This is a genomic window from Kitasatospora sp. NPDC007106 (assembly GCF_040634455.1).
Taxonomy (GTDB): Bacteria; Actinomycetota; Actinomycetes; order Streptomycetales; family Streptomycetaceae; genus Kitasatospora; species Kitasatospora arboriphila.
On the sequence record NZ_JBEYFP010000461.1, the window covers coordinates 1 to 4,767 of the forward strand.

Consider the following 4,767-nt stretch of genomic DNA (forward strand, 5'->3'; position numbering starts at 1 on the left):
TCCCGGCCGGCGCCGTGGCGGTGCTCGGCGAGGGCGGCGAGGTTGGCGTCGTTGGCGACGGCGGAGGGCAGCGGGCTGCGGGCGCGCGGGCCGAAGTCGGCGCGCCGCACCTCCTGGGCGAACAGCTCGGCCACCGGGGTGCCGCTGGGCCAGGCGAAGTGCAGGGCGGCAAGGGCGGTGCCGTCCGGTTCGGTGACCGGGTTCGGCAGGGCGAGGCCGACGCCCAGGCAGCGGCGGGTGGTGGCGCGGGCGAGGTCGGCGCCGGCCTCGGCGACGGCCCGCAGCATCCGCACCGGGTCGGTCGCGGCCGGCAGCGGCAGGTAGCGGACGTCCTCCAGGCGCCCGCCGAGGCCCGCGAGCGCGACGCTCAGGCTGTCCGCGTGGATCTGTGCGGCGACGACGACCGGTCCGGCCGGGTTGACGGCGAGGCGGTGCGAGGGGCGGCCGCGGCCGCCGCCCGCGGGCCGGGAGTCGACGGTGATCAGCCCGAGCGCCTCGAGTTCGCCGGTGACGGCGCCCGCGGTGGCCCGGGTGACGTCGAGGGCACCGGTCAGCGCGGACCGGGTCGGTGCCCGTCCGGTGTGGACGAGTTCGAGGGCGGGCCCGAGCAGGCTGCGGCCGCGGTCCGGTGCCGGCCTGCGGTGGTCGGTGGGCGGCCGGCCGTCGGCGGCCGGACGGCGCGCTTCGGCCGCGGCGGAGCCGCTCGCTCCGGGGGAGGCCGGGGGGCGGGTGTCGTCGGCGTCCGGCGCGGGCCGGCGGTGCGGCGGCTCGGTCGGGGGCTGGGCACTTGTGGGTGAGGTCGGCACTCCTCTATTCTGACTTTGTGCCGCTACTGAACAAAACAGAAGCCCGGTCCTCCGCCGCCGACACCACCACCGACCCTGCCACCACCGCCGCCACCGCGGCGGTCCGTGCCCCGCGCACCTGGTCCGCCGCCAGGCTCGCCCTCACGGCCTTCTTCGCGATGGACGGCTTCCTGTTCGCCGCCTGGGTGGTGCGCATCCCCGACGTGCGCGCCCAGGTGCACGCCTCGCACAGCGCACTCGGCCTCGCCCTGCTCTGCATCTCGGCCGGCGCGGTCGCCACCATGGCCCTGGTCGGCCGGCTCTGCCTGCGGTACGGCAGCCGCCGCGTCACCGTCGGCTCCGTGGCCCTGCTGAGCCTCGCCGTGCCGCTGCCGGCGCACACCCACTCGGTGGCCGCGCTCGGCGCCGTCCTGCTGCTCTTCGGTGCCGGGTACGGCGCCGCCAACGTCAGCATGAACAGCGTCGCCGTCGACCTCGTCGCCCGGCTGCGGCGCCCCGTGATGCCGAGCTTCCACGCCGGGTACAGCCTCGGCGGCCTGCTCGGCGCCGCGGTCGGCGGGCTGCTGGCGGGCACCCTCAGCACGGCGTGGGCACTCGCCCTCGGCGGCGTGCTCGGCCTGCTGGTCACCGCGGCCGCCGGTGCGGTCCTGCTGCGCGACCCGGACGGCGACGCTCCCGCGCCGGCCGTCTCCGCCGCGGCCGGGACGCCCCGGACGGCGGCTCCGGCGGCCCGGCACGCGCGCCTGCTGGTCGTCCTGCTCGGTCTCACCGCGCTGTGCACCGCCTACGGCGAGGGCGCGCTCGCGGACTGGGCGACCCTGCACCTGACCGACGACGTGCACGCGGGCGCCGGCCTGGCCGCCGCCGGCTACGCCGCCTTCGCCTTCGCGATGACCGCCGGCCGGGTCAGCGGCACCTGGCTGTCCATCAGGCTCGGCGCGACCAGGGTGATGCTGTTCGGCGGTCTCACCGCGGCCGTCGGCATGCTGATCGCGGCCCTCGTCCCGTCGGTGCCGGCGGCCCTCGGCGGCTTCGTCCTGGTCGGCATCGGCCTGGCGAACATCTTCCCGCTGGCCATCGGCCGGGCCGGCGCCACCGGCGGCCCGCAGGGCGTGGCCACCGCCTCCGCCCTCGGCTACGCGGGCATGCTGATCGGCCCGCCGGTCATCGGCTTCCTCGCCGACGCGGTCGGCCTGCCCTTCGCCCTGACGAGTGTCGCCGCCGCGGCCGCGCTGGCCGGCCTGCTCGCCGTCACCGTCGGCCGCCCGCGCCGCGCCGCCTGACCGTCCGCACCGCTCCACCCGGCACACCCCCGAGGGCCGGTCCTCCCACCGCGGGAGGGCCGGCCCTTCGGCGCACGCCCGCTGCGGCCACCGGGAACACCGGGCCCCGGCCAGGGCGGCCCCGGACGCGTGGGCCGCACCCGACGTGCCCGCCGCCGTCAGTCGGTGGCGACCAGGGCCTGCTCGGCGACGTCCGGGTCGGGGTGCTGCTGCCAGGGCGCGAGCGCCGACCGGAGGGCGTCGGAGTCCGTCCAGCCGAAGTGGGCGGTCAGCAGGCTGACCCCGAGCAGGCCGGCCGCCGTGCCGCCGTCGGCGCGCAGCCGCTCGGTGACCTGGTGCAGCAGCGCCGGGTCGGGCCGGAGTGCGCCGGGGAAGCCCGGCGCCGGCAGCCGGTTCGGCCGGTCCCGGGTGAGGTCGAGCAGGGTGTCCCAGCGGTGCGGCGCGAGGTCCCCGGCGAGCAGGGCGCCGAGGGCCGCGCCGAACGCGGCCGCCGCGGCGCGGGCGGGCAGCCCGGCGGCCAGCAGGGCCGGGACCAGCGGATCGAGCAGCACCGGCGGCACGGCGGTGCCGGAGCGGTGGTCGGCCAGTTCGGCGAGGCGCCGGCGCTGCCGCGGGTCGTGCCGGGCCTCGTCGGCGAGCCGTTCGACCAGCTGCGGCCACCAGGTGGCGACGGCCGGCTCGGTCGGCCGGTCCGCGAGGAGGGCGACGGCGGAGCGCCGGACCTCGTCCGGCTCGTCGGGGCGCCGCAGCCGCTCGACGACGGCCCGGACGGTGTCCTCGTCGAGCGGTCCGCGCGAGCGGCGGACGGCGAGCGCCTGCGCCGCCGTGGCGGGGTCGCCGTCCCGGATCGCGGCGAGCAGCAGCCCGTCGAACGGTGCCCGGCAGGCGGCCGGGAGCCGCAGGTGCGGGATGCCGAGGACGGCCTCGCGCACCGCCTCCTCGCCGAGGGCGGCGGCCAGGCGCTGCGCGACGCCCGGGCGGTCGAGGTGGCGGGTGAGCCCGGCGGCGAGGACCGCCCGGACGTCCCGGTGCAGGGCGGGGAGGTCCCAGACCCGCAGGGCGAGACCGGCGGCGGGCCGGTCGGGGAGGTCGGCGAGGGCGCGGGCGAGTTCCTTGCCGACGCCGACGGCGAGGCCCGGCCGGGTCAGCAGGTCCCCCAGCAGCCGTACCCCGTCGGCCTCGGGGAGCCGTCCGAGCAGCCGGCGGACGCCCTGGACGGCGGCCCGGCCGCGGACGCCGCCGCCGAGGTGGGCGAGCAGGACGGGCAGTGCGGCCGACGGCTCGGCGCGGTCGGCCAGCCGGAGCAGGGCCGCGGCGGCGACCGGCTGCGGGGCGTGCCCGGCGAGGGCGGTGAGCCGGTCGGGGTCGGTGAGGACGGCGGCCGCCGCGGACCGGACGGCGAGCGGTTCGCCCTCGTCGGACGCGACCGGGCCGACCAGTGCGGTGTGTTCCGCCCGGGCCCGCCGGTCGGCATCGGCGGGAAGGGCGGGCAGCCAGGGTCCGCGGCCGTCGCCGAACCGTCCGCCGGGGTGCGTGCGTCCGGCGGCGAGGACGTCGGGCAGCAGGTCGGTGCGCCGCCGGGCGAGGACGGCGAACACCTCGTCCACTCGGGCCCAGCCGGGATCGGCCGCCACCAGCGCGGCGCAGCGCCGCTCGCGGGTGCCGGGGGTGCCGGGGGTGCCGGGGGCGCGCAGCCGGAGCCGGGCGGCGCGGGCGAGCAGCGCGGGCGGGTGGTCACCGGTCACCAGGCGTTCCAGCAGGGTGTCGACGGCGGGCAGCGGCGGGAGCAGTTCGGCGGCGGCGAGCAGGCGCTCGGGCCGTTCGAAGCCGGGGGTGCGCAGCAGCCGGGTCCAGACGGCACCGGCCCGGGCCCGGGAGAGGCCGAGCGGTTCGGCGGGTGCCGTCCAGCGGGGGTGTTCGTGCAGGTGGACGGCGAGGACGAGGAGGGCGGCGGCCCGCCCGGTGTCGCCGTCCGTGCCGGCCCGGCGCAGGGTGCGGCGGAGCCAGGTGTCGGCGGCGCGCAGGCATCCGGGGGTGCTGTCGCGGGCCTGGGCGGTGGTGAGGACGGCGTCCCGCAGGACCTGTTCGGGGGTGGCGGCCAGCAGGTGTTCGGGGGTGCGGGCGGCCTCGGCGAGCACCGGTTCGCGGGCCTCGGGGTGGTCGTGCCAGGCGCGTTCGAGACCGTGCAGGACGCGGGCCCAGGTCTGCTGGTCCTGCTGGGCGGCGGCGCGCAGCAGGCCGGTGCGGCCCATCATCCGGGTGGTGTGCCGGTGGTGGCCGGCCAGGGTGGTGAGGCCCTCCTCGGCGCGGTCGAAGGGCAGCAGCGCGAGCAGGCCGGCCTGTAGGTACGGGCTGTCGGTGGTGCGGGCAAGGGCGGGGGCGAGGAGGTCGGCCCGCTCGGGCGGGTCGAGGCTGAGCAGGGTGGTGAGGTCGGGGCGCCGGGTGTTCGGCCGGGCGGCGAGGCGTTCGCGGGCGACGCCGAGGCGGGTGTCGGGGTCGAGCAGCAGCAGGTAGGGCTCGGGGCCCCAGGCGTCCCGGTGGAAGATCCCCCGGGCGGGCCGGGGGCGGCAGGTGTCGGCGAGGGTGCGCAGGTCCTCGGGCGGAAAGATCGGAAGAGCACACGCCCTCGTCGAGCTGCATGGGGGGGTACATGCCGTCGGCGTACCAGTCCAGGTGGC

3 protein-coding genes are annotated in these 4,767 nt (G+C 79.3%); 1 reads left to right on the forward strand and 2 read right to left on the reverse strand.

Annotation, left to right across the window (positions count from 1 at the left end; translation table 11 throughout):
- A partial coding sequence (locus ABZ641_RS26070) for an ROK family protein (protein ID WP_359985440.1) occupies window positions 1-611 on the reverse strand: 611 nt, incomplete at its 3' end.
- 212 nt (window positions 612-823) lie between these two features.
- Here ABZ641_RS26070 and ABZ641_RS26075 point away from each other — a divergent pair.
- Window positions 824-2,089 (forward strand): MFS transporter, encoded by a 1,266-nt coding sequence (locus ABZ641_RS26075; protein ID WP_359985434.1) that lies wholly within the window; start codon window positions 824-826, stop codon window positions 2,087-2,089.
- 158 nt (window positions 2,090-2,247) lie between these two features.
- Here the strand turns inward: ABZ641_RS26075 and ABZ641_RS26080 are convergent.
- A partial coding sequence (locus ABZ641_RS26080) for a hypothetical protein (protein ID WP_359985437.1) occupies window positions 2,248-4,767 on the reverse strand: 2,520 nt, incomplete at its 5' end.